This is a genomic window from Sphingomonas sabuli (genome assembly GCF_014352855.1).
GTDB classification, from domain to species: domain Bacteria; phylum Pseudomonadota; class Alphaproteobacteria; order Sphingomonadales; family Sphingomonadaceae; genus Sphingomicrobium; species Sphingomicrobium sabuli.
Map to the genome: position 1 here is coordinate 1,325,383 of NZ_CP060697.1, position 21,501 is coordinate 1,346,883.

The window sequence follows — 21,501 nt, forward strand, 5'->3', positions numbered from 1 at the left end:
GGCGGGGCTTTGGCGGCGGCGCAAGTTGCGGCGGCGGCGGCTCGCCGCTACGCGCCCCCACATGACCGAAAAAACCATTGATGTGCTGGCGATCGGAAACGCGATCGTCGACGTGATCGCCGACGGCGACGACGACTTCCTCGCCCGCCACGGCATGGCCAAGGGCGGCATGCAGCTGATCGACGCCGAAGCGGCGGAGCAGCTCTACGCCGCCATGGGCAGCGGCCGCGAAACCAGCGGCGGGTCCGCCGCCAACACCGTCGCCGGCCTCGCCGCGCTGGGCCTCAAGGCGGCCTTCGTCGGCCAGCTTGGCGACGACGACCTGGGCAAGATCTTCACCCACGACATCCGCTCGCTGGGCGTGACCTTCGACACCCCGCCGCGCGGCGATACCGGGCCCACCGCGCGCTGCCTGATACTGGTCACGCCGGATGCGCAGCGGACGATGAACACGTTCCTCGGCGCGGCGCAGCATCTCGATCGCGGCGCCATCGACGCCGACGCCATCGCGCGCGCCCGCATCCTCTATCTCGAAGGCTATCTGTGGGATCCCGAAGAGCCGCGCGCGGCGATGGAGGAAGCCATTCGCCACGCCCGGGCCGCGGGGACCAAGGTCGCCTTTACCTTGTCCGACGGCTTCGTCGTCGAACGCCATCGCGACGGTTTCCTCAAGCTGATCGACGAGGGCAAGATCGACATCCTGTTCGCCAACGAACAGGAATTCCTCCACCTCGCCGGCGCCAGCGACCTCGACGCGGCGCTCGAATCCTTTGCCGGCAAGGTGCCGACCCTGGTCGTCACGCGCAGCGAACAGGGCGCGGTCGCGATCAGCGGCGATGAACAGGCCAGCGTACCGGCCGAGCCGATCGAGCGGCTGGTGGACACTACCGGCGCCGGCGACCTGTTTGCCGCCGGCTTCCTTGCCGGGCAGGCCCGCGGCCGGTCCCTCGAAGATTCGCTCCGGCTCGGCGCGATCGCCGCGTCGGAAGTCATCCAGCATTACGGCGCGCGGCCCGAACGCGATCTTGCCGAACTCGCCAGCGACCTGATTCAATAGAAAAGGGGCCCCGCCGTTTCCGGCGAGGCCCCCTCCCCCTTTTGTCCTGGGATCAGCCGCGTTCCGGCGCCGGCGGCGGCGGCGGCGGCGGCGGCGGCGGTGCCGGGCACACTTCGGTCGCCAGAATCACCGAACCGTCCGGGCAGGTCTGCGTCGCCGGAGCGGGCGGCGGCGGCGGCGGCGCCACGTACACCGGCGCTGCGGGTGCCGGGCTCCACTTTGCCCGCAAGGTCAGGCCGAACGTGCGCGGTTCGCCAAGGAAGGCGCCGAACAGCTGCGTCGCCCGCGGATAGAAGCCCGCTTCGACGCCGCGCTGCGTGCCCGAACCCTGGATCGGCGCGTCGAACGCGACCTGGGTGTAGTCCTCGTTGAACAGGTTCTGCGCCCACAGTTCGACCGACCAGGCGTTGTTCGGTCCGCGAATGCCGACACGACCGTTCACGACGGTGAAGCCGCCCTGGTACTTTTCGATGTCGAGGTCCGACCCGGTGTTGAGCCCGGTCTGGTGACGCGCGTCGACATAGAACAACGCGCTGAGGCCCGACGAGCCGATCGGCGGCGACCAGGCCATGGCCCCCGTCAGGGTCCACAGGCTGGAGTTGGAGATCCGCCGGCCCGGCAGCTGGAACAGATAATCGTTCAGCGGCTTGCCGTCGGCGCCAACCAGGTCGTCGCGATACTTGGTGTTGGCGTAGGTGACGCCGGCGTTGAGGTCGAAATAGCGCATCGGCCGGGTGAAGGCCTCGATTTCGAAGCCGCGGCTGCGCACACCGGCGCGGGTTTTGCCCGAGCAGGCGCCGGTCAGCGAGCTGGCATCGGTATCCGCACCGCCCAGGTCCTCGCTGCAGGCGTTGATGTTTTCGACGATGAAGTTGAGGCCGTTGAAGGTGTTCAGCTGGAAGTTGCGGAACAGCTGGTTGAACACGGCCACGTTCACGTCGATGCCCGGGCCGTTATACTTGGCGCCCAGTTCGATCGCGTCGTTGGTTTCCGGCTTGAACTGCAGGTTCTCGCCCGATGCGACCATTCCCTGGCACCCGGCCTGGAGCGGCGACACGCAGATCGCGCCGCTGCCGGACAGGGGCGGATTGCTAAGCGGCGTGGTCGGCGAGGTTGCCGGCACCGTTGTCGGCACCGTCGTCGCCCGGAACAGCGCCGAACGGTCGAGGTTGAAGCCGCCCGCCTTATAACCGCGCGAATAGCTGATGTAAGTCAGCAGGTCCGGCGTGACCTTGTAGCTGAGCACCGCGGTGCCCGACAGCTTGCTCTCGGTCCGCGAATCGTCGATCCCGAAGCTTCCGCCCGGGGCCGCCGCGATCACGCACGGCAGCTGCTGGAGCGAGCTTCCGGACAGGACCGTACACAGGACGTTATTGTCGAGCAGCGTCGCGTCGAGCGTCTTGCGCTCATGCGTGTACCGGGCGCCGATGGTGAAATCGAGGCCGGGGACGATCTCGAAGATGTTGTGGGTGAACACCGACCAGTTGTTGCTTTGCTGGCGATAGCTGTCGTTGAGCGCGGCGCCGTTGAGCGACGAGCCGACGAACGCCGGTCCGCCCAGCGCGACGGCAAGGTTGGAAAAGCCGCTGGTGCCGAACGGGAAGGAGCCGAAGTTCGCCGACGGCAGGCCCGGCCCGAGGTTGGTGTTGTCGAGCCCGGCGAAGGCGCCGAGCGCGGTGATCTGGCCGCCAAGCGCCGCGGCGGTGTTGAACTGGCCCGCGCCGAGCGCCGCCAGATACTGGCCGACCAGGGCGTTGCGGACGCCGGTTGCAACCGCCGGGTTGAAACAGGTCGGCGAGGCGCCGGGGGCGAGGATCGCCGGCCCGATCAGCGGGCTGGAGGCGAAGTTCGCCGCGACCAGGCAGTTGCTGTAGCGGCCGTAATCGTTGCCATACGACAGATTGTCTTCGACCCGCAGCTTCTCGTTCGCGTAATAGCCGCCGACCAGCCAGTCGAGCTTGCCGCCGAACGCTTCGCCGTTGAGCCGCAGTTCCTGCGTAAAGGTGTTGAACTTGTTGTACGACCCGCCGTCACTGTCGCGGTAGAGGATGTCGAGATTGTTGAAGTCGGCATCCATGCCGCGGACGTACTTGTTGACGCGGTAGGCGGTGATCGACGTCAGCTTCGCGCCGCCGAAATCGTAATTCAGTTCGCCCGACAGGCCGTAATCGTCGACATCGCTGTCGAAGTTGCGCCCCGGGCTGATCGAGATGTCGCGGCCGTAGGTGTCGTCGTTGATGACGGCACCAAGCGCGCGCTCGATCGCGGCGATGGTCGACGGCTGCGAACCGCCGGCCGCGAAGTCGCGCGCCGGCAGGTAGGTCGCGCCGCAACATTCCTCGCGGCGCTTGGTATAGTCGGCGATAATCCGCACCGACAGGTCGTCGGTCGGTTCGAACAGCAACTGGCCGCGCAGCAGCCAGCGGTTGCGGTCGTTGACGTCGCGGCCGGAAATGACGTCGTCGAGGAAGCCGTCGCGCTTCATCCACACGCCGTCGATGCGCGCGGCGACGCTGTCGGCCACCGGTCCGGTGACGCTGCCTTCAAGCCGGCGCAGGTTGTAATTGCCGACGCTGATCGCGCCGCTGACTTCCGGGGTGAAGCGCGGTTGCGCGGTGATCACGGAGATCAGGCCGGCGGAGGTGTTGCGGCCGAACAGCGTGCCCTGCGGGCCGCGCAGCACTTCGATCCGCTCCAGCGGCCCGAGCTCGGTCAGGCCCATGCCTGCGCGGCTGCGGTACACGCCGTCGATGAACACGCCGACCGACCCTTCGAGGCCGGGGTTGTCTCCGACCGTGCCGATGCCGCGGATACGGGCGACGGCGGCGCCGCCTTCCGACGTGGTCGAGGAGACGAGCAGCGACGGCGACAGCTGGTTGAGCTGGCGAATGTCGGTCGCGCCCGACAGCTGGAGATTTTCGGCGGTGACGGCGCTGACCGCCAGCGGAACGTCGGACAGCGCCTGATTACGGCGCGTCGCGGTGACGACGATGTCGCTGGTATCGACCGGCTGTTCCGACAAATCGGTGTTGGCAACCGCGCCTTGGCCGGCCGTGTTGGCCTGGTCGATTTCCTCTTCGCCGGCGGGCCCGACGGGATTGGTCGGCTGGCCAGGATCGGCCTGCTGAGCGAACGCCGGAACCGGAATAGCGAAGAGAGCCGCAGAAAGCAGCCAGACGGATTTGCGCATCATGTCCTCCCAAGGCCCACAATTGGCAGGCCCTCCGCAGCGGAGGCTAATTCAGGTCGAAGGCGCGCGGAAGTTTAACCCACGAACGGCGTGCAAGAACGCAGAACGATGCTGCAAAAATGCAACAGCCGTTGCTACCTTTCGATAGATTTCCGTAACGTCAGGGCCGGCGCAAGCGCCGTGCGCAACCTATTTCGGCGCCAGTACCATCAGCATCTGGCGGCCTTCCATGCGCGGATGGGCCTCGATCTTGGCGACATCGGCGGTCTGTTCCTGGACCCGCCGAAGCACCGCCATGCCCAGTTCGCCGTGCGCCATCTCGCGGCCGCGGAAACGCATCGTGACCTTCACCTTGTCCCCGTCGTCCAGGAACTCGAACACCTTCTTCATCTTGGTGTCGTAATCGTGGTCGTCGATGTTCGGACGCATCTTGATCTCCTTGATCTCCTGCGTCTTCTGCTTCTTGCGCGCCTCGTTGGCCTTTTTCTGCGCTTCGTATTTGAAGCGGCCGATATCGAGGAACTTGGCGACGGGCGGGTCAGCGTTGGGCGAAATCTCGACCAGGTCGAGCCCCACGTCCTGCGCCTGCTCGAAGGCTTCCCGGGTATACATAACGCCCAGATTTTCCCCGTTCTCGTCGATCACCCTGACCTTCTGGGACTGGATGAACTCATTGTAGCGGGGGCCGGTGAATTGCGGCGGCGCCATCGAACGGCGCGGATAGGGCGGTGGTATAGCGGTGTCTCCGTGAGTCGTTTGTGCTGTCGGCGACGTAAGCCTTCCGGCCGATCAATTAAAGGGCGGAGCGGCGTAAAGCGCCATTTTCCGGCGCTGCTGTGGCTTGCTAGGCGCGCAGGTCGGGCGGAACGATCTCGGCGGCGATCAGCTCGACCGCTTCGTCGAGGCTCATCATCTTCTGGTGCTCGTCGCTGCCCAGCCGGCGGATCGCGACCGATCCTTCCTCCGCCTCGCGCTTGCCGACGACCAGCAGCAGCGGGACCTTGGCCAGCGAATGTTCGCGCACCTTGTAGTTGATCTTCTCGTTCCGGAGGTCCGTGTCGACGCGAATGCCGCGCGCTTCGAGCCGGGCCGCGACCTGCTGCGCATAATCGTCGGCATCGCTGACAATCGTCGCGACCACCGCCTGCACCGGCGCCAGCCAGAGCGGGAACTTGCCAGCATAATGTTCGATCAGGATGCCGATGAACCGCTCGTAGGACCCGAAGATCGCGCGGTGGAGCATGACCGGCCGGTGCTTCTCGCCGTCCTCGCCGACGTAGGTCGCGTCAAGCCGTTCGGGCAGCACCCGGTCGCCCTGGATCGTGCCCACTTGCCAGGTGCGGCCGATGGCGTCGGTCAGATGCCATTCCAGCTTGGGCGCATAGAAAGCGCCTTCGCCCGGCAGTTCTTCCCAGCCGTAATCGTCGTTGGCCATGCCGGCCTCGGCGACGGCGTCGCGCAACTCCTGCTCGGCCTTGTCCCAGTCGCTGTCGTTGCCGAAGCGCTGGTCGGGGCGAAGCGCCAGCTTGACGTGATAGCTGAAGCCGAAGTCGCGATAGACCGCATCGGCCAGCTTGCAGAAGGCGCGCACCTCCTCGACCACCTGGGCTTCCGTGCAAAAGATGTGCGCGTCGTCCTGCGTGAACTGGCGCACGCGCATCAGCCCGTGCAGCGCCCCGTGCGGCTCGTTGCGGTGGCAACAGCCCATCTCGCCCAGCCGGATCGGCAGCTCGCGATAGCTGGTGATGCCCTGCTTGAAGACCAGCACATGAGCCGGGCAGTTCATCGGCTTGAGCGCCATCAGGTCGGCCGCGCCCGACAGAATCGGCGCCTCGTCGTCGACCGACGGGATTTCGTCGGGCACGACGAACATGTTCTCGCGATATTTGCCCCAGTGGCCGGACTGTTCCCACTGCCGGGCGTCCATCAGCTGCGGCGTCTTGATCTCCTGGTAGCCCGCGGCGTCCATCTTGCGCCGCATATAGGCTTCCAGCTCGCGCCAGATGCGATAGCCGTGCGGGTGCCAGAAGACGCTGCCGTGCGCTTCGGCCTGAAGGTGGAACAGGTCCATCTCCTGCCCGATCTTGCGATGGTCGCGCTTGAGCGCTTCTTCCAGCCGGACAAGATGTTCGTCGAGCTGCTTCTTGTTGAGCCACGCCGTCCCGTAAATGCGGCTGAGCATCGGGTTCTTCGGGTCGCCGCGCCAATAGGCGCCGCTGACGCGGGTCAGCTTGAACGCACGCGGGTCGAGCTTGCCGGTCGAGGCCAGATGGGGGCCGCGGCACAGGTCGATCCAGTCGGCCTCGCCCTTGCCCGTCTTGTACATGGTGATCGGCTCGTTCTCGGGCAGCTCCATCACCCACTCGGCCTTGAAGCTTTCGCCATGGTCGAGGAAGAACTGGCGCACCCGCTCGCGGTCCCACACTTCGCGGATCAACGGCTTGTCGGCCTCGATCACGCGGCGCATCTCGGCCTCGATTTCTGGCAGATCCTCTTCCGTGAACGGCCCGCGCTCCGCCGTCGGTGCGAAGTCGTAATAGAAGCCGTCGTCGGTCGACGGGCCGAAGGTGATCTGCGTTCCCGGATACAAGTTCTGCACCGCCTCCGCGAGAACGTGGGCGAAGTCGTGACGCACCAGCTCCAGCGCAACCTTCTCGTCGCGGGACGTGACCAGCGCGAGGTTCGCGTCCGCTTCGAACGGCCGCATGATATCCCGCAGCTCGCCATCGATGCGGGCAGCCAGCGCGGCCTTGGCCAGCCCCGGTCCGATCGCCGCGGCGATATCCGCGGGCGTCGAGCCTTCCGGCACTTCCCGGACCGATCCGTCCGGAAGCGAGATCTTGAACATCTGCGTCATTGCCAGCGCATGTAGCGACGGGCGGCCTCGCGCTCAACTGGCGGGCGACGTCACCTTAGTGTCAACTTTCCTTGACATCGGCGTCCTGCGTTAGTAAAGCTACCTTTACATTGTGGAAAGGAACATTGTCATGCCCATTCGTCATTCGATCCTCTGGGCGGCGCTGATCATCGCGGTTGCCGCCATTTCCGAAGCCGCCGGCCTTGGCAATGCGGTCCAGTGGGCGATCGTCGCCGGCCTGTCCGGAGCGGCCTTTGCCAGCCTGCCGCGTCGTGGCCGCACCTGCGGACAAGGCTAATGGCGGTGGCGACCGATCCGGCCTGCGCACCGCGGGCCAGCGCCCGACGCCGCTATTTCGTCCGTCTGGCCGCGCTCATGGCCTTCTATCTCGCGACCCTGTTCCTCGCGGAACATCTGATCGAGGATCGCGGCGTCACCGGGCCGGCTGCTTACGTCCTGGCATTCATGCCGGGGTTAGCGGTTGCTGGCGTCTTCTGGGTCGTGGCGGCGCTGATCGTCGAGGAAAAGGACGAGTATCTGCGCCTGCTCTATGTGCGCCAGACGCTGGTCGCGACCGGCTTCTCCATGACACTCGCCGCGATCTGGGGGTTCCTCGAAAACTACGGCCTTGCGGCCCACGTCGCCGCTTATTGGTGGCCGGTACTGTGGTGTTTCGGGATCGGGATCGGCGCCGTGTTCAACAAGCTGACGCTGGGCGATTGGGGGGTCAGATGAACAACCGCCTGCGGCTGCTTCGCGCCGAGCGCCAGTGGAGCCAGCAGGAACTTGCCGACCGGCTGGACGTGTCCCGCCAGAGCATCAATGCGATCGAAACCGGCAAGTACGATCCGTCGCTGCCGCTCGCCTTCCGCATCGCCGAGCTGTTCCAACTGACCATCGAGGACGTGTTCGAATCGCCGTCGAGCCGCAGGTCCGGAGCGATCTAGCGCCCTCCTGCGCCATCCTCGCCCCACGCGGATGGTGCCCCAATGCGCGGCAATCGGCTATCGGCCAGCGTCATGACCGAACCGCACTATCTCGACTTCGCCGGCACGCGCCTGGCCTATCGGTACCGCGATGGCGCGTCCCCGACGCTCGTTTTCCTGCCCGGCTACGCGTCCGACATGGACGGGACCAAGGCGCTCGCGGTCGACGCTTTCGCCGAGGCGCGCGGCAACGCCATGCTGCGGTTCGATTATTCGGGCACCGGCTTGTCCGGCGGCCGGTTCGAAGACAGGACGCTGGGCGGCTGGCTCGACCAGTCGCTGGCGGTCATCGATGCCCTTACCGACGGGCCGCTGATCCTGATCGGTTCGTCGATGGGCGGGTGGCTCGCGCTCCTCATCGCGCGCCAGAGCCCCGAACGGGTTGTCGGACTGGTCGGAATCGCCGCCGCGCCGGACTTCACCGCCTGGGGCTATAGCGCCGAGGAAAAGGCCGCGTTGCGCGCGGACGGGCGGCTGGAACAGCCCAACCCCTACGGCGACGCGCCGCAGCTGACCACGCTCGGCTTCTGGCGGTCGGGCGAATCGCTGCGGCTGCTCGATGCGCCAATCCCGGTCGACTGCCCGGTGCGGCTGGTCCACGGCGATGCCGACGCGGACGTGCCGGTCGACATCGCCAACCGGACCGTCCGGCAGCTGCGTTCAGCCGATGTCCAGCTGACCATCATCAAGGGCGGGGAGCACCGCTTGTCGCAGGGCCACGAGATCGCGGCGATCCTGCGCGTGCTGGCCGAAATCGTGGAGACGACCGAATGATCCTTGCCATCGCCGCCGCATTGGCGACCGCCCAGGCCGCGCCTTGCCCCGACGTCGTCACCGCCGAGGCCTTCGTCTGCCGCGCCATCCGCGCCAGCGCCGACCAGCAGCCCGAGGCCGCCGCCGAGGCGTTCGAACAGGCCGCGCAACAGGTCGACAGCGCCGACCCGCAATTCGCCCGGCTGCATGCCGCAGCCGGCAACATGTGGATCGCGGCGGAAAAGCCGAACAAGGCTGCGGTCGCGCTCGACAAGGCGCTCGCCGGGACCGGGCTGCAAGGAACGCAGCGCGGCGAAGCCCTGCTCGACCGCGCCCGCGCCGCGGAGGCCCAGAACGACCTGAAGACCGCTCGCGCCAAGGCCGACGAGGCCGCCCAGACGATCGCCGGCGACCCCTTCCTGTGGTATTTTTCGGCCGCGCTGGCGATCCGCGAGGGCGATCCAACGCGGGCCCGCGCAAGCATCGAAAAGGCGTTGACGATCACGCCCGCCGATCCGCTTATCCTGTTCGAGGCCGGCCACGTCGCGCAGTTCGGCGGCGATACCGTTGGCGCCCGCCATTACTGGCAACGGACGGTCGAACTGGACCCCAGCGGCGACGCCGGCAAGGCCGCCCGCGACGCGCTTAAGCTGCTTCCGGCAACGGTCACCGTGCAAAGCGAGGCAAGCGCGCCTAAGTAAGGGCGTATGCGCTATCTCCACACGATGATCCGGGTTTCGGACCCGCAAGCCACCGTCGACTTCTTCAAGCTGATCGGCCTCGAAGAGCGCCGGCGCATGGACAATGAAGCCGGCAAGTACACGCTCATCTTCATGGGCGTTCCCGGCGAGAAGGCCGAAGTCGAACTGACTCACAATTGGGGCGAGGACGGCTATGCCGGCGGCCGTAATTTCGGGCACCTCGCCTATCGCGTCGACGATATTTACGAGACTTGCCAGCGGCTGATGGACGCCGGGGTGACGATCAACCGGCCGCCGCGCGACGGGCACATGGCGTTCGTCCGTACGCCGGACAACATCTCCATCGAACTGCTGCAGGAAGGAGAATCGAAGCCGCCGGCCGAACCCTGGTCGTCGATGCCCAACACCGGCGAGTGGTGATGCTGGACATCGTCGCCGTCCCGGCCTTTGCCGACAATTACCTGTGGCTGGTCCGCGACGGCGTCAGCGGCGAGACCGCCGTAGTCGATCCCGGCGACGCCGCGCCCGTGCTGGCGGAGGCGCACAATCGCGGCTGGACCATCGGCCAGGTGTGGAACACGCACTGGCACCCCGACCACACCGGCGGCAATCTGGCGGTCAAGTACGCCACGGGGGCGACCGTTTCCGGGCCGGACGGCGGGAAGATTCCCGGCATCGACGTGGTTCTGCGCGATGGCGACGAGGTGCGGCTGGGCGACCATGTCGGCCGGGTCGTCGAAGTGCCCGGCCACACGCTCGACCATATCGCCTTGGTATTCGAGCGCGAAAAGGTGGCGTTCGTCGGCGACACGATGTTCGCCATGGGCTGCGGCCGGCTGTTCGAAGGCACGCCCGAACATATGTTCGCATCGCTGGCCAGACTTGCCGCCCTGCCCGAAGACACGCGGCTGTACTGCGCGCACGAATATACGCTGTCCAACGCCCGCTTCGCGGCACACGCGGAGCCCGGCAATGACGCGATCGCCGAGCGGCTGGCCAAGATTGAAGCCATGCGCGAACGCGGCGAGATTACGGTGCCGACCACGGTCGCGCTGGAACGGGCGACCAACCCTTTCGTTCGCTCGACGGACCCGCAGCATTTCGCGCGGCTGCGGGCAGACAAAGACAGCTTCCGTTCATGACGGGGGCGTCACGGTATTGGCGAGTGGGCGAGTGTTGGAGGTTGCGATGAAAGCAGTGTTTCTGGCCGTTCCTGTCCTGGTTGCCGCGGGCATCGTCGCTTGCGCCCCGGTGCCCCCGCCCGGTCCCAAGACCGCCCAGGCGCAGGCCAAGCTCGACCGCTATCTCGCCGGCAAGGTCGCCGGCCCGCCGCAGACCTGCATCCAGCCCTATCAGGCTGGCGAAACGATCACGATCGACGACAACACCATCCTGTTCAAGCGCGGCAGCACCATCTACCGCAACGACCCGCCGGGTGGGTGCAACGGCATGGGCTCCGGCTTCTACACGTTGGTCACCCGGTCGACCGGTTCGGGCCTGTGCAGCGGCGAAATCGCGACCGTCGCCGACGTGCGCAGCGGCGTGACGATGGGCAGCTGTCCGCTGGGTCAGTTCGTACCTTACAAGCCGGCGCCCTAACGGCCGAACAGGCCGTCGAGCCGTTCGCCGTACACGCCGCCGATAACATGGCGGCGGATCTTCATCGACGGCGTCAGCTGTTCGTTCTCGACCGTGAAAGGTTCGTCGGCGATCATGAACCGGCGGACCTTCTCGATCACCGAAATGTCCCGGTTCACCCGGTCGACCGCGGCTGACAATCGTTCGCGCACGTCGGGCTTGCCAGCGATTTCGGGGTCGGGGACCAACAGGCCGACAAGGTGCGGCCGCCGGTCGCCATAGACCATCGCCTGCGCGATTTCGGGTTGCAGCGTCAGCATTCCCTCGATCCGCTGAGGCGCGACATTGTCGCCCTTGTCGTTGACGATGATGTCCTTTTTCCGGTCGGTGATGACGATCCGGCCCTTGTCGTCGAAATGGCCGATGTCGCCCGTCGCCAGCCAGCCGTCGTCGCTGAGCACCCGCCGGGTTTCTTCCTCGTTGCGCCAATAGCCGTGCATCACCAGTTCGCCGCGAACCATGATCTCGCCGTCCGCGGCAATGCGCACCTCGGTATCCTTGAGCGGCGGGCCGACCGTTTCCAGCTTGATCCCCGTGCGCGGCCGGTTGGCGCTGATCACCGGCGCCGCTTCCGTCTGGCCATAGCCCTGGAGGAAGGTAATGCCGAGCGATTCGAAGAACAGCCCGACTTCGGGATTGAGCGGCGCGCCGCCCGACACCCACGCCTTGGTCCGGCCACCGACCTTGGCCCGCACCTTCTTGCGCACCGTATGTTCGAGGATCGCGTTCATCGGCAGGTTCCACGGCCGGATCCGCCCGCGCGACCGTTCGCCGCCGATCGCCATCGCCCGGCGGAACAGATATTTGCCGACGTTGCCGCTGCCTTCCAGCGACTTGAGGATGCGGGTGCGCAGCATTTCGAACAGGCGCGGTACGACGATCATGATCGTCGGGCGCGTCTCTTCGATGTTCGACGCCAGCTTCTCCAGGCTTTCGGCATAATAGATTTGCGCGCCGAGCCCGATCGGGAACAGCTGGCCGCCGGTATGTTCGAGCGCATGGCTGGCCGGCAGGAAGGACAGGAACACCTCGTCCCCCCAGCCGAAGTCGGTGGAGATGATGTCCGCCGCGCCGGCGACATTGTGGAGCAGCGCGCCGTGGTGCTGCATCACCCCGCGCGGCGCGCCGCCGGTGCCGCTGGTGTAGATGATGCAGGCAAGGTCGGCGCGCTTCATCTGCGCGACCCGATCCTCGACCGCAGACAGGTCGCCGTAGCCATCCGCCAGCTTGGTCCAGCTATGGCATTTGACCCAGTCGGGCGACTGACCCATGCGGATGTCGCTGATCCCGATGACGTGATGGCAATCGGCCGATGTCAGCACGGCGGGGACCAGCGTCGCGGCCAGTTTCTGGTTGGAAACGATCACCGCCCGGGCGCCCGAATTGCCCAGCACATGCGCGTGATCGCGCGTGGTGTTGGTGGTGTAGGTCGGCACGGTGACGCAGCCAGCGGCCATGATGGCAAGGTCCGAAATCAGCCATTCGGGCCGGTTCTCGCTGACCAGGCAGACGCGGTCGCCCGGTTCGAGGCCCATTTCGCGAAGCGCGGTGGCCAGCGCGACGACCTTGCGCCGGGCATCGGTCCAGCTGGTCGATTGCCACTTCTTGTCGACCTTGGCCCACAGGAACGGCGTGTCGCCCCGTTCGTCGGCCCGCGCGAAAAACATCTGCACGAGATTGTCGAAATGCTCGAGTTGCCTGGCCATCCGTCCTCCCGGCCGGGCTTTTAGCCGATGCTGCGGCAAGTGCCAGCGTGGACGCACTTCGAACCATCGGTTAGTCCGCGCCCCATGCCCTTGACCAAGACCATCGCCGCGCTCGCCGCCCTCAGCCTGGCCGGTTGCACCGCTCTGCCGCCGCAGGCCGCGCTTCCGGCCGCCCCGGCACAAACCGCTGCCGCCCAGCCGTTCGCGATCGCCGCCAACCCGCTGGCGACCCGGGCCGGCCATGACGTGCTGGCCCGCGGCGGCAGCGCGGTCGATGCCGCGGTGGCCGTGCAGGCGATGCTGTCGCTGGTCGAACCGCAAAGCTCCGGCGTCGGCGGCGGCGCCTTCATCACTTATTACGACGCGGCGACGCGGTCGGTCAGCGTCTACGACGGCCGCGAAGTCGCCCCGGCGCAGGCGACGACGACGATGTTCCTCGGGGCCGACGGCAAGCCCCTGCCGTTCGGCGAAGCCGTCCTGTCCGGCCGCGCCACCGGTGTTCCGGGCGCCGTCGCGGCTCTGGCCATGGCGCACAAGGACCATGGCCGCTTGCCGTGGAACAGCCTGTTCGGCGATGCGCAGCGCACCGCGGCGCAGGGCTTTGCCGTCAGCCCGCGCCTCGCCCGGCTGATGCGGGTCGATGCGCCGGAAAATTCCGCGCCCGACGTCAAAGCCTATTTCACCAAACCCGACGGCACGCTGCTCGACGCGGGCGACACGTTGCGCAACCCGGCCTACGCCGACTTCCTGGCGCGGCTTGCGGCGCAGGGCCCGGCGGCGCTGTACAGCGGGTCGACCGCGGCGCGGATCGTCGAACGCACCCACGTCGCCCCGCTGCCCGGCAGCATGACGATGGCGGACCTGGCCAATTACCGCCCGATCAAGCGCGAGGCGCTGTGCCGGCCGTGGCGTGCGCTGGTGATGTGCGTCCCGCCGCCGCCGTCCAGCGGGGTCGGGCTGATCCAGCTGATGAAGATGCTGGAGCAGACCGACATAGCCAGCCGCGGGCCGGCCGACCCGCAGGCCTGGTTCCTGTTCGCCGAAGCCAGCCGGCTGATGTATGCCGACCGCGACCGCTATGTCGGTGACAGCGCCTCGGTCCCCGTCGCCGGCCTGCTTGCCCCCGACTATATCGCCGCCCGCGCCCGGCTGATCGGCCGCGCCGCGGCGCCGGCACCGGCGGCGGGCAACCCGGCCAGTGCCGTCGTCGCCGGTATCGATGCGACGATCGAACCGTCGGGCACGTCGCATTTCATCGTTCGCGATTCGATCGGCAACGTCGTGTCCATGACCACGACCGTCGAATCGCTGTTCGGCAGCGGGCGGATGGTCGATGGCTTCTTCCTCAACAACCAGCTGACCGACTTTTCCTTCGCTCCGGTCGATGCGCAGGGCCGGGCCGCGGTCAACGCCGTCGCGCCGGGCAAGCGCCCGCGGTCGTCGATGGTCCCGACGGTCCTGCTCAACCCCGACGGCAGCTTTGCCGGGGCGATCGGGTCGGCCGGCGGTAATGCCATTCTCGCTTATGTCGCCAAGTCGCTGGTCGCCGCGGTGGACTGGAAAATGTCGATGCCAGACGCGCTGGCCGCGCCTAACCTGGTTGCCCGCGGCACCGCTTTCGGCGGCGAAGTCGACAAGTTCCCGCCGCAAGTGCTGCAAGGCCTCGCCCAGCGCGGGATCGCGCTTAAACCGGGGCAGGGCGAGGACAGCGGGCTGACCGGCGTCCTCATTCGCAACGGCCGCATCGACGGTGCCGCCGATCCGCGGCGCGAAGGCATCGTGCTGGTTGTCGAGCCGCGCTAGGCGGCGCTGCCGATCACGTCGGCGATAGACTCGATCCCTTCGCGTTCCAGCCGCTCGGCCAGTTCGCAGGCGATGCGCCGGGCGACGTGCGGCCCTTCATAGACCATCGCCGTATACAGCTGGACCAGCGACGCGCCGGCCGCGATCCGGTCCCACGCGTCGTCCGCGGTGGCGATGCCGCCGCACCCGATCAGCGGGATTTCCCCGCCGGCAGCGCTGCGGAACTGGCGCAACGCGTCGAGCGCCAGCGCCTTCAGCGGCGCCCCCGACAGGCCGCCCTGTTCCCGCCCGCGGTCGGAGCGCAGGCCCGGCCGCGCCACGGTAGTGTTGGAAACGATGATCGCATCGATGCCATTGTCGATCGCCGAGCGGACGATGCGCCCGGCATCGCCGGCCTCCAGGTCCGGCGCGACCTTCAGGAACACCGGCGGCCCGCCGCGTTCCCGCGCTTCGTCGATCGCCGACAGCAAGGTGTCGAGCGCCCCCTGATCCTGGAGCGCGCGCAGCCCCGGCGTGTTGGGGGAACTGATGTTGACGGTCAGATAGTCGGCGACGCTGCTCATCGCCCGTACCCCGGCGACATAATCGCCGACCCGGTCGGGGCTATCCTTGTTGGCGCCGATATTGACTCCGATGGGCCCGCCGACGCGGCTGCATCCTTCCAGCCGCATGAAGGCGTCCGCCTGGCCGCAATTGTTGAAGCCCATGCGGTTGATCACCGCCTTGTCCTCCGCCAGCCGGAACAGCCGCGGCCGCGGATTGCCCTTCTGCGGCCGCGGGGTCAGCGTCCCCACCTCCACGAAACCGAAACCGAGCGAGAGGATTTCGGCCGGCACTTCAGCATTCTTGTCGAAGCCCGCCGCCAGCCCCACCGGCGAATGAAAGGTCAGTCCAGCGAGTTCGGTGCACAGCGACTTGGGCAAATGCGCCGAGTGAATCGGCAGCAGCCTGAGCGCGGCAATCGTCGCCCGATGCGCGGTTTCCGCGTCCATCGCGAAGACGAACGGCCTGATGATCGGATACAAACGCACGTTAATTTCGCCTTTAGCTGCGGCCAACGCCGCCGTCACCGAAAGGTTGAGTTTCATCACGCAACGCACTAAATCGGACTGGAAAGCTCCGATTTACCCATGCGCCTTAGCCACCTTGCCGATTATGCGGTCGTTTTGATGACCGCTGCCGCCCGCCGCGAGCCGGGCGGACGGCTGAGTGCGACCGAACTGGCGGCGGAGACCGGCGTCCCCCTGCCGACTGCGCAAAAGCTGATGAGCCAGTTGAGCGGCGCGGGCCTGATGACCAGCGTGCGCGGGGCCGGTGGCGGCTTTTCGCTGGCGCGCCCGGCGGCGGACATCAGCCTGGCCGACATCGTCGAGGCGGTGGAAGGGCCGATCGTCCTGACGCTCTGTTCGGACGGCAAGAACCAGGATTGCGCGCTCGACGCCCATTGCCGGATCAAGCCGCACATGGGTGTGGTTGGCAACGCCGTGCGCGGCGCGCTCAACGCCGTCCCGCTGACGTCGCTTTGTAGTCCGGCATCCGCCGGGGGGCTCGCCCAATGAACGAGCCCGTCAAGAACCGCGAGATCAAGGAAAAGATCGCCAAGGATTATGAGTGGGGCTTTTCCAGCGACATCGAGCAGGAGTTCGCGCCCAAGGGTCTGAACGAGGACATCGTCCGCTTCATTTCGGCCAAGAAGGACGAGCCCGAATGGATGCTCGAGTGGCGGCTGAAGGCCTATCGCGCCTGGCTGGAGATGGAGGAGGTCGACTGGGCCAAGCTCGACATCCCGGCGATCGATTACCAGGACGCTTATTATTACGCGGAGCCGAAGAAGAAGCCCAAGCTCGGCAGCCTCGATGAGGTCGATCCGGAGATCCTGCGCGTCTACGAGAAGCTCGGCATTCCGATCGAGGAGCAGAAGGTGCTCGCCGGGGTCGAAGGGGCGCGCAAGGTCGCAGTCGACGCGGTGTTCGACAGCGTGTCCGTCGCCACCACCTTCCGCGAGGAGCTGAAAAAGGCGGGCGTCATCTTCCTGTCGATCAGCGAGGCGATCCGCGAATATCCCGACCTGATCCGCAAATATCTCGGCAGCGTCGTGCCGCAGCGCGACAATTATTTTGCCTGCCTCAACAGCGCGGTCTTTTCCGACGGCACCTTCGTCTACATTCCCGAAGGCGTCCGCTGCCCGATGGAGCTGAGCACCTATTTCCGCATCAATGCGGAGAACACGGGCCAGTTCGAGCGCACGCTGATCGTCGCCGACAAGGGCAGTTACGTCAGCTATCTCGAAGGCTGCACCGCGCCGATGCGCGACGAAAACCAGCTGCACGCGGCGGTGGTCGAGATTTTCGCCCACGAGGACGCGGAGATAAAATACTCGACCGTCCAGAACTGGTACCCCGGCGATGCCGAGGGCAAGGGCGGCATCTTCAACTTCGTCACCAAGCGCGCGCTCTGCTCGGGCGACCGCTCCAAGGTGTCATGGACGCAGGTCGAAACCGGCAGCGCGATCACCTGGAAATACCCCAGCTGCATCCTCAAGGGCGAAAGCAGCGTCGGCGAATTCTATTCGGTCGCGCTGACCAATAATCGCCAGCAGGCCGACACCGGCACCAAGATGATTCACATCGGCGCCAACACCCGTTCGACCATCGTGTCGAAGGGCATCAGCGCGGGCCGCAGCGACAACACCTATCGCGGCCTCGTCCGCGTGCTGCCCAAGGCCGAAAACGTCCGCAACTTCACCCAGTGCGACAGCCTGCTGCTCGGCCCCGACTGCGGCGCCCACACCGTGCCCTATATCGAGGTCAAGAACCCGACCGCGCAGATCGAACATGAAGCGACCACGTCCAAGATCAGCGACGACCAATTATTCTACGCGATGAGCCGCGGCCTCGACGCCGAAGCCGCCGTCGCCCTGATCGTTAACGGCTTCGCCCGCGAGGTGCTGAAACAGCTGCCGATGGAGTTCGCCGTCGAGGCGCAGAAGCTCCTCGGGATCTCGCTCGAAGGGTCGGTCGGATGAGCTTCGATTATTTTGTCGCAGTGCCTGCAAAGGCTTGGCCTTCATCAATCGCTCTTCAACAGGCGATTGACCGCTTCGAATATCCGGTTCGTTTACGCGATCTCTCGGATGGCAATTTCGACGCTCCAACGCGCGAGCTTGCTGTCCAGTTCGAAGGTCGGCCCGTCATCATCGAAGCAGAAGTCGAAGAGGCTAAGGACGCGGACGATCCCCAGTCTTTGTTTGGCTACATCGCGCAAGCTGCGGTTGGCACATTTGCCATTCAAAATGGCGATCAGTTTCTTACACTCACGTTTCGCTCAGACGCGGACGAAATTAGGGCAGGCCTGTATATCGCGGCCGCGTTAATCAATGGCTTCGGCGGCTATGGGTTTGAAAATCAAACTGAGAGCCACGGGCGGGCTGACTTCGCAGCACAAATGGTTCGTGAGGCCTCCAATGAGAATCTTTGGATCGATTGATGTTGCTCCAAATCGATAACCTCCACGCGACCGTTGCGGAAAGGCCGATCCACAACGGCCTCGCGCGCGAGGTGCTCAAGCAGCTGCCGATGGAGTTCGCCGTCGAGATGCAGATGCCCGTCGGCATCAGTTTCAAGGAGATCGTTGTTGAGCCTCTTTTTCGACACGATGGCGGTGTTGTTCGCGGCACAGATGGCGCTGGGACTGTTCCTCATGTTCGGGCACCCCGGCGTACCTTGGTACAAGCGCGCGATCGCCGCATTCGGAAGTGTCGGAATGGCGCTGTGCGTGTTGGCGTTCTTTTACGCGACACGCGACGCGCCGACGTTCGAGGAACCGGAGGTCCGCTGGTCAACGATCGTCAGCCTGCTGGTTGCAAACGGCGTCCTGGCCGCTCGGCTGATCGGATACTTTCGGTCCAGCCATTTGGAAATGTCGTGCTTCGGCACGATTGGGCGGATGGTCGGCTGCCTGGCGGTGGCGTGGGGGGTTTTCGCCCTGCTTGCCGTCAGTCTTGCCGTGATCACCGGAATCAGCACGAGCGGCTTGGACTTCTTTTACCGATGAGCAATTTTTGATGCTGAATATCACGAACCTCCACGCGACCGTAGCGGACAAGCCCATCCTCAAGGGTCTGACGCTCGACGTGCCTGCGGGCGAAGTGCACGCGATCATGGGGCCGAACGGGTCGGGCAAGTCGACGCTGGCCTACACGCTGGCTGGGCGACCGGGCTATGACGTGACCGATGGGTCGGCGACATTCTCTCCCCCTTCGTTCGTCCCGAGCGAAGTCGAGGGGCGCGTCTCGACTTCGCTCGGCACGAACGGTGGAGGCGGTCTCGACCTGCTTGAAATGGAACCGCACGAGCGCGCCGCCGCCGGCCTGTTCCTCGGGTTCCAGTATCCGGTCGAAATCCCCGGCGTCAGCTACCTGCAGTTCCTGCGCGAAAGCCTCAATGCGCAGCGCCGAGCGCGCGGCGAAGGGGAGCTGTCCGGCGCCGATTTCATCAAGCTTGCCCGCGCGCAGGCAGCCGCGCTCGACATGGACGCGGAGATGCTCAAGCGGCCGGTTAACGTCGGCTTTTCCGGCGGCGAGAAGAAGCGCGCGGAAATGCTGCAGATGGGCATCATGGACCCCAAGTTCGCGATCCTCGACGAAACCGACAGCGGCCTCGACATCGACGCGCTGCGGATCGTCGGCGAAGGCATCAACCGCATCATGCGCAAGGCCGACAAGGGCGTGCTGCTGATCACGCACTACGAGCGCCTGCTCGAGCACGTCCGCCCCGACCGCGTGCACGTATTGCAGGCCGGCAGGATCACGCGCTCCGGCGATATCGAACTGGCCCGCACGCTTGAGCGTGAAGGCTATGCCGAGGTCGCCGCGTAAATGACCGCGCCTTTCCCCACTCGCGCGCAGGAGGCCTGGCGCTACGCCGACCTCGATGCATTGCAGCCAATCTGGGAGCAGCTGTCCGAACCGGAAGCGATTGCGATTGCTGCGCAGCAGGAGGTGCAGCAAATCTGGTTGCCGAGCGACGAGGCGGTGCAGGTGCGGCGCGCGAAAATCACGCTTGGCGCGGGCGCGACGCTGCGCCTGTTCGCGCTCAATTGCGCAGCGCAATTTGGCCGCATCGAGATCGAGATCGACGCCGCCGAGGGCGCGCGGTTCGAGCTTCACGCCGCCAACATCGGCAGCGGCAAGTCGACCAACGAAATCGTCACCGTGATGCGCCACGCCGAGCCCGACGGAAGCTCGCGCCAGATCATTCGCTCGGTGCTCGGCAATACCGCCACCGGCACCTACATGGGCCGCATCGAAGTCGCGCGCGGCGCGCAGAAAACGGACGCGGTGCAATCGGTAAAGGCCGTGCTGCTGAACCGCGGCGCGACCGCCAACGCCAAGCCCGAACTCGAAATCTTCGCCGACGACGTCCAGTGTGCGCACGGGGCAACGGTCGGCGAACTGGACGCGCAGCAATTATTCTACCTGCAGTCGCGCGGCCTGCCGCCGGCGGAGGCGCGCGCCTTGCTGGTCGAAGGCTTCGTCATGGGCCTGTTCGACGAGGCCGACGACGCCATCCGCGACGCCGCCCGCGCCGCGCTGCGCAAGGTCGCCGCATGAACGCCCCCACCCGCATCAAATCCATGCTCGACGTGCGCGGCCAGTTTCCCGGCGTCGGCGACTGGCATTATCTCGACAGCGCCGCGACCGCGCAGAAGCCGCAGGCGGTGATCGACGCCATCGCCCAGGCCTACGGGCCGGAATACGCCACCGTCCATCGCGGCATCTATCAGCGGTCGAGCACGATGACCGCCCGTTACGAGGCCGCGCGCGGGGCCGCCGCATCGCTGATCGGCGGCCAGGCGGAAGAGACCGTTTTCACCCGCGGCGCGACCGAGGCGATCAACCTCGTCGCCCGCGCCTTGCCGCGCGCAGGCCGCACCCGCGTCCTGCTGTCCGCGCTGGAACACCACAGCAATATCGTCCCGTGGCAGCTGGCCGGTTACGCGGTCGATGTCGTGCCGTTGACCGGCGACGGCCGGATCGATCTCGACGCTGCGGCGGAAATAATCTCCGACGATCACCGCGTCGTCGCCTTCGCCCACGTGTCGAACGTGCTCGGCGCCGTGCTCGATGCCAGGCGCGCCGCCGATATCGCCCATTCGAAGGGCGCATTGTTGCTGCTCGACGGATGCCAGGCGGTGCCGCGCCTGCCGGTCGATGTCGCCGCGCTGGGTTGCGACTTCTACGCTTTTTCCGGCCACAAGCTGTACGGGCCGACCGGCATCGGCTGCCTGTGGGGCCGCGCCGAGCTGCTCGACACGCTGCCGCCATGGCAGGGTGGCGGGTCGATGATCGACCGGGTGACGTTCGAGGAGACAACCTATCTCGACGCGCCGCAGCGGTTCGAGGCGGGCACGCCGCACATCGTCGGCGCGATCGGCCTGCACGCGGCAATCGATTGGGCGCAGGACCTATCGATGGACGCCATCCACGCGCACGAATGCGCCCTGGTGGCCGAGACCCGCGAAGCCCTGCGCGGCCTTGGCGGCGTAACCCTCTACGGACCCGACGACAGCGCCGGAATCGTCAGTTTCAATGTCGACGGGGTGCATCCGCACGACACCGCCACCATATTGGATGACGCGGGCGTCGCCGTCCGTGCCGGCCACCATTGCGCGCAGCCGCTGATGGACCGGCTCGGCGTCGCGGCGACCGCCCGCGCCAGCTTTGCCGCGCATAGCGACAGCAGCGATGTCGCGGCGCTGGTCCGCGGGGTCGAGCAAGTGAAACGGATTTTTGCCAGGTGAGCGAACAGG

At 66.3% G+C, this 21,501-nt stretch carries 22 protein-coding genes; 17 read left to right on the forward strand and 5 right to left on the reverse strand.

Going from position 1 to position 21,501, the window contains the following annotated elements:
• Positions 1 to 61 precede the first annotated feature (61 nt).
• Positions 62 to 1,057: an adenosine kinase gene (locus H8M03_RS06640; protein WP_187478704.1), complete on the forward strand. Its 996-nt coding sequence runs from the start codon at positions 62 to 64 to the stop codon at positions 1,055 to 1,057.
• Between the two features lie 52 nt (positions 1,058 to 1,109).
• Here the strand turns inward: H8M03_RS06640 and H8M03_RS06645 are convergent, their stop codons facing one another.
• From H8M03_RS06645 to thrS, 3 genes are all read right to left on the reverse strand, one after another.
• Positions 1,110 to 4,250, reverse strand: a complete 3,141-nt coding sequence (locus H8M03_RS06645) for a TonB-dependent receptor (protein ID WP_246448764.1) — start codon at positions 4,248 to 4,250, stop codon at positions 1,110 to 1,112.
• 186 nt (positions 4,251 to 4,436) lie between these two features.
• Positions 4,437 to 4,955, reverse strand: a complete 519-nt coding sequence (gene infC, locus H8M03_RS06650; RefSeq protein WP_187478705.1) for a translation initiation factor IF-3 — start codon at positions 4,953 to 4,955, stop codon at positions 4,437 to 4,439.
• A gap of 136 nt (positions 4,956 to 5,091) precedes the next feature.
• Positions 5,092 to 7,104, reverse strand: coding sequence for a threonine--tRNA ligase (gene thrS, locus H8M03_RS06655; RefSeq protein WP_187478706.1), 2,013 nt, complete (start codon positions 7,102 to 7,104; stop codon positions 5,092 to 5,094).
• A 130-nt stretch (positions 7,105 to 7,234) separates the two neighbouring features.
• Here thrS and H8M03_RS06660 point away from each other — a divergent pair, with 130 nt between their 5' ends.
• Genes H8M03_RS06660 through H8M03_RS06695 form a run of 8 tightly spaced genes read left to right on the forward strand, consistent with a single transcriptional unit; the run spans position 7,235 to position 11,143 of the window.
• A complete protein-coding gene (locus tag H8M03_RS06660; protein ID WP_187478707.1) occupies positions 7,235 to 7,402 on the forward strand; it encodes a hypothetical protein in 168 nt (55 codons plus the stop codon).
• Between the two features lie 5 nt (positions 7,403 to 7,407).
• Positions 7,408 to 7,839, forward strand: a complete 432-nt coding sequence (locus H8M03_RS06665; RefSeq protein WP_187478708.1) for a hypothetical protein — start codon at positions 7,408 to 7,410, stop codon at positions 7,837 to 7,839.
• On the forward strand, positions 7,836 to 8,051 hold the full coding sequence (locus H8M03_RS06670; protein WP_187478709.1) for a helix-turn-helix transcriptional regulator: 216 nt from the start codon (positions 7,836 to 7,838) through the stop codon (positions 8,049 to 8,051). Before H8M03_RS06665 ends, H8M03_RS06670 begins: the two co-directional genes overlap by 4 nt.
• A gap of 42 nt (positions 8,052 to 8,093) precedes the next feature.
• Positions 8,094 to 8,864, forward strand: coding sequence for an alpha/beta fold hydrolase (locus H8M03_RS06675; RefSeq protein ID WP_246448767.1), 771 nt, complete (start codon positions 8,094 to 8,096; stop codon positions 8,862 to 8,864).
• A complete protein-coding gene (locus H8M03_RS06680) occupies positions 8,861 to 9,544 on the forward strand; it encodes a tetratricopeptide repeat protein (protein WP_187478710.1) in 684 nt (227 codons plus the stop codon). Before H8M03_RS06675 ends, H8M03_RS06680 begins: the two co-directional genes overlap by 4 nt.
• A gap of 6 nt (positions 9,545 to 9,550) precedes the next feature.
• Complete coding sequence (locus H8M03_RS06685) at positions 9,551 to 9,964, forward strand: VOC family protein (RefSeq protein ID WP_187478711.1); 414 nt, start codon at positions 9,551 to 9,553, stop codon at positions 9,962 to 9,964.
• Positions 9,964 to 10,686 carry a hydroxyacylglutathione hydrolase gene (gene gloB / locus H8M03_RS06690; protein ID WP_187478712.1) on the forward strand — a complete coding sequence of 241 codons (723 nt, stop codon included), beginning with the start codon at positions 9,964 to 9,966 and terminating at the stop codon, positions 10,684 to 10,686. The genes H8M03_RS06685 and gloB overlap by 1 nt, the downstream gene beginning before the upstream one ends.
• Before the next feature lie 46 nt (positions 10,687 to 10,732).
• Complete coding sequence (locus H8M03_RS06695; RefSeq protein WP_187478713.1) at positions 10,733 to 11,143, forward strand: hypothetical protein; 411 nt, start codon at positions 10,733 to 10,735, stop codon at positions 11,141 to 11,143.
• Here H8M03_RS06695 and H8M03_RS06700 read toward each other — a convergent pair.
• Positions 11,140 to 12,888: an AMP-dependent synthetase/ligase gene (locus H8M03_RS06700; RefSeq protein ID WP_187478714.1), complete on the reverse strand. Its 1,749-nt coding sequence runs from the start codon at positions 12,886 to 12,888 to the stop codon at positions 11,140 to 11,142. The two genes, H8M03_RS06695 and H8M03_RS06700, sit on opposite strands and share 4 nt — an antisense overlap.
• A gap of 84 nt (positions 12,889 to 12,972) precedes the next feature.
• Here H8M03_RS06700 and H8M03_RS06705 point away from each other — a divergent pair, with 84 nt between their 5' ends.
• Positions 12,973 to 14,691 (forward strand): gamma-glutamyltransferase family protein, encoded by a 1,719-nt coding sequence (locus tag H8M03_RS06705; protein ID WP_187478715.1) that lies wholly within the window; start codon positions 12,973 to 12,975, stop codon positions 14,689 to 14,691.
• Here the strand turns inward: H8M03_RS06705 and H8M03_RS06710 are convergent.
• On the reverse strand, positions 14,688 to 15,722 hold the full coding sequence (locus H8M03_RS06710) for a quinone-dependent dihydroorotate dehydrogenase (protein ID WP_246448768.1): 1,035 nt from the start codon (positions 15,720 to 15,722) through the stop codon (positions 14,688 to 14,690). The genes H8M03_RS06705 and H8M03_RS06710 overlap by 4 nt on opposite strands.
• A gap of 99 nt (positions 15,723 to 15,821) precedes the next feature.
• On the opposite strand from H8M03_RS06710, the gene H8M03_RS06715 reads away from it, so the two are divergent.
• From H8M03_RS06715 to H8M03_RS06745, 7 genes are all read left to right on the forward strand, one after another.
• Entirely contained in the window at positions 15,822 to 16,250 is a 429-nt protein-coding gene (locus tag H8M03_RS06715) for an RrF2 family transcriptional regulator (protein WP_187478717.1), read from the forward strand.
• Positions 16,247 to 17,716, forward strand: a complete 1,470-nt coding sequence (gene sufB / locus H8M03_RS06720) for a Fe-S cluster assembly protein SufB (protein WP_187478718.1) — start codon at positions 16,247 to 16,249, stop codon at positions 17,714 to 17,716. The genes H8M03_RS06715 and sufB overlap by 4 nt, the downstream gene beginning before the upstream one ends.
• Positions 17,713 to 18,177 carry a hypothetical protein gene (locus H8M03_RS06725; RefSeq protein ID WP_187478719.1) on the forward strand — a complete coding sequence of 155 codons (465 nt, stop codon included), beginning with the start codon at positions 17,713 to 17,715 and terminating at the stop codon, positions 18,175 to 18,177. The genes sufB and H8M03_RS06725 overlap by 4 nt, the downstream gene beginning before the upstream one ends.
• Positions 18,178 to 18,345: 168 nt before the next feature.
• Positions 18,346 to 18,744: a hypothetical protein gene (locus H8M03_RS06730; RefSeq protein ID WP_187478720.1), complete on the forward strand. Its 399-nt coding sequence runs from the start codon at positions 18,346 to 18,348 to the stop codon at positions 18,742 to 18,744.
• Positions 18,745 to 18,754: 10 nt separating this feature from the next.
• Positions 18,755 to 19,567, forward strand: a complete 813-nt coding sequence (gene sufC, locus H8M03_RS06735) for a Fe-S cluster assembly ATPase SufC (RefSeq protein WP_187478721.1) — start codon at positions 18,755 to 18,757, stop codon at positions 19,565 to 19,567.
• Positions 19,568 to 20,302: a SufD family Fe-S cluster assembly protein gene (locus H8M03_RS06740; protein WP_187478722.1), complete on the forward strand. Its 735-nt coding sequence runs from the start codon at positions 19,568 to 19,570 to the stop codon at positions 20,300 to 20,302.
• A complete protein-coding gene (locus H8M03_RS06745; protein WP_246448769.1) occupies positions 20,299 to 21,492 on the forward strand; it encodes an aminotransferase class V-fold PLP-dependent enzyme in 1,194 nt (397 codons plus the stop codon). Before H8M03_RS06740 ends, H8M03_RS06745 begins: the two co-directional genes overlap by 4 nt.
• The last annotated feature ends 9 nt before the right edge of the window (positions 21,493 to 21,501 follow it).